The organism is Microbulbifer taiwanensis (genome assembly GCF_014904815.1).
GTDB lineage: Bacteria > Pseudomonadota > Gammaproteobacteria > Pseudomonadales > Cellvibrionaceae > Microbulbifer > Microbulbifer taiwanensis.
This window is the reverse complement of record NZ_JACZFR010000082.1, coordinates 1-2,420: the sequence shown is the minus strand read 5'-3', so window position 1 is coordinate 2,420 and position 2,420 is coordinate 1. Positions and strand designations below refer to the sequence as shown.

Here is a 2,420-nt window from a genome sequence, read left to right as displayed (position 1 = left end):
CGGCACAGGGTTCAATGTTGGAGCCAAAACAAGGCACAGAAATCTCATATACAAAGAACTTACCTTACCGACGGAACAAGCCTCAATAACGTTGCCATAACCGGCAGCCGGAGCGTAGCGTAGGCTGTCCGGCGCCGTCAGGCGCGAAGTTCATGGCCTTGTTAAGCATTTGCCAAGACTCCTGAAAGCCAAAAAATACCAGAATACATTGCAACAGCGAGACATAGAACAAATATTACCTGCTGCCCAGAAAGCTTAGATTCAAAGCCAAAACTTAGAAAGTTGTAGATTTTTGGATGGAAATAGGATTTCACTCCAAGAATGGCTGCTATAAGTGCTAAGCCCGCATAAACTAAGACAGTACCCCAGAATCTTTCCGGATCATCTAAAACACTAATAGCTTCAGATCCAGCACGCTGAAATGAAATCACTTCTCCTAAAGCAGTAGAAATTATCGCGTAACCGGCGGTTAATGCTGCAAAAACTATGTAACTTAACTCAATTTTTCTCGGCATTTACGTATTTATGCTTAACGCCCAGCGCAGGCGCAGCCAGCGCGGAGCGCATTTTGTGTTAATGTTTGAGCGCCAGCGAGTAACACAAAAGGTGCGTAGCGTTGGCTGTCGCTCTGCCGCTGTTTGTTATGTGGAATTTAACCCAGGGCCTCTAACAGAGATTCGGCTTTATCAGGATTATTTATGTATACACCGGAGTTCTGGTCTTGACTCAGTAGAAGGATGGTATTAATTATTTCTCGCAAAGAATTTTTCTCCAGCTCTGACAGCTGGCCAAAATGTTGAACTTCAATGGAATCAATTAATGGGTTGACCTCATTGGCTGAAATATTGCCACTCGCCAATAAATTTTTAATTTTACTAATATTCATTATCTTCCAAAATACGATAATTGTTAAAACGCTATCAAGGTGTTCGCCAGATTTGTTAGCGAGATATTAACCGAGAATTTCTTTCTTCTTAATTTCATACTCAGCCTCTGAAATGGCACCCGCATCCTTTAGCTGACTCCACTTCAAGATCTCATCTGCTTCGCTGATTACCTCTGCCGAATGCCTTTTATTAGCGCTTGTTAGGAACATGAACACTCCCAGCATGATCCCGGGGATGGTAAATACTACAAGAAACTGTTCAAACCTCCCGCCCCAAAGAACAACCCCCAGCAGGCTTAAGCCACATGCTACAACAATCCAAAAAACTCTATACTTTTGAAAAAATGAAACCATAAGATATTCTCCTATTTATAATACTTGGAAACATAACGCCCACAGCAGGGGCGGCTTACTTTGTGCGCTTTATGCGCGAAAATGGGAGCGAAGCGACCCGCGTATAAAGTGCACAAAGTAAGACGTCCCGCGGAGGCCCGAAGGGCCGGAGCTTCACTGCCTGTGATTGTTAGAGCAAACCCGGCACTCATGACCGAAGCCTGCCGATGGCCAATTTTGAAAGATATACAACCACGCACAAGACCCAAAAAATTTCTAGCGTTGGCAATGCAAACCCAACTTGACCAGAGCATGCACTAGGTTCACTGACGATTTCAGTCACCAATAATACTGGAAACGGTATAAAGGCTGCTGCTCCGCATGCAAATACTGTTGGAGCGAAGAAAAATGTAAGTACGCCTGCTCTCAATGGTATTTTGGCCTTGTAGCCCAACCGGTCCAACCTCCTCCATAGCCACCTTGAAGTAAAAAATGCGGTTGTGAAGTATGTGACCAACAGCAACAAATATAAGACTATGTAGATAATTTCTTCAGTGTCCATTCGTTGCTCTAACGTTGCGCTCTGGGGCAGTTTACTTTATGTACATTTGTGTGAGTATGCGAGCGCAGCGAGCCACACAAATGTGTATAAAGTAAACTGTCCCTCAGCAGCGCCTGGTTAGCTGAGACCCTACCGGCCCCACCCCATCATTAGAATGCAGATGGATGCAAGAGACGCTACAGTTTCATTTGCATACATACGCTTATTTTTCTCTAAGTCTGATTCTTTTTCAGATGCACCCTCAATGCAAGTGGCCAAATCCACCGCGTAGGGTTTGATATCCTCAATAGAGGTGATCTTTCCGGAAATCGATGGGCTCAACATCTCTTTCTGATACAGAACTGCTACAAAATCGGCAGATGAAGCCAGCTTGTTTTCAGCTGTCGCACTTTGCCACTCCAGAACGCCTGCAGATGACAGAGTGCCACCTTCGTACCACTCCTTGGCAAGAGTATTAACAGATAATCCCAGCGCAACGAGCACCGTAGCTAGCCCTACAGTAATTCTGTTCATTTCTATTTCCTTATGCGGATTGGTATGCTTTACAGCTAACGCCGCGCTCAGCCGCGGCTAATTTTGTGCGCTTTTTGCGCGATAATGGGAGCGAAGCGACCGCGCAAAAAGTGCACAAAGTTAGAC

General features: G+C 45.0%; 4 protein-coding genes. All 4 read right to left on the bottom strand.

Annotated elements, in window-relative coordinates; translation table 11 throughout:
• Window positions 1-161 precede the first annotated feature (161 nt).
• The 4 genes from IG627_RS20480 to IG627_RS20465 all read right to left on the bottom strand — a co-directional run bounded on the left by IG627_RS20480 (window position 162) and on the right by IG627_RS20465 (window position 2,294).
• A complete protein-coding gene (locus IG627_RS20480) occupies window positions 162-515 on the bottom strand; it encodes a hypothetical protein (protein ID WP_193195141.1) in 354 nt (117 codons plus the stop codon).
• 137 nt (window positions 516-652) lie between these two features.
• Window positions 653-886: a hypothetical protein gene (locus IG627_RS20475; RefSeq protein ID WP_193195139.1), complete on the bottom strand. Its 234-nt coding sequence runs from the start codon at window positions 884-886 to the stop codon at window positions 653-655.
• A gap of 66 nt (window positions 887-952) precedes the next feature.
• Window positions 953-1,240, bottom strand: a complete 288-nt coding sequence (locus tag IG627_RS20470; RefSeq protein WP_193195137.1) for an SHOCT domain-containing protein — start codon at window positions 1,238-1,240, stop codon at window positions 953-955.
• Window positions 1,241-1,910: 670 nt separating this feature from the next.
• Window positions 1,911-2,294 carry a hypothetical protein gene (locus IG627_RS20465; protein WP_193195135.1) on the bottom strand — a complete coding sequence of 128 codons (384 nt, stop codon included), beginning with the start codon at window positions 2,292-2,294 and terminating at the stop codon, window positions 1,911-1,913.
• Window positions 2,295-2,420: the final 126 nt, after the last annotated feature.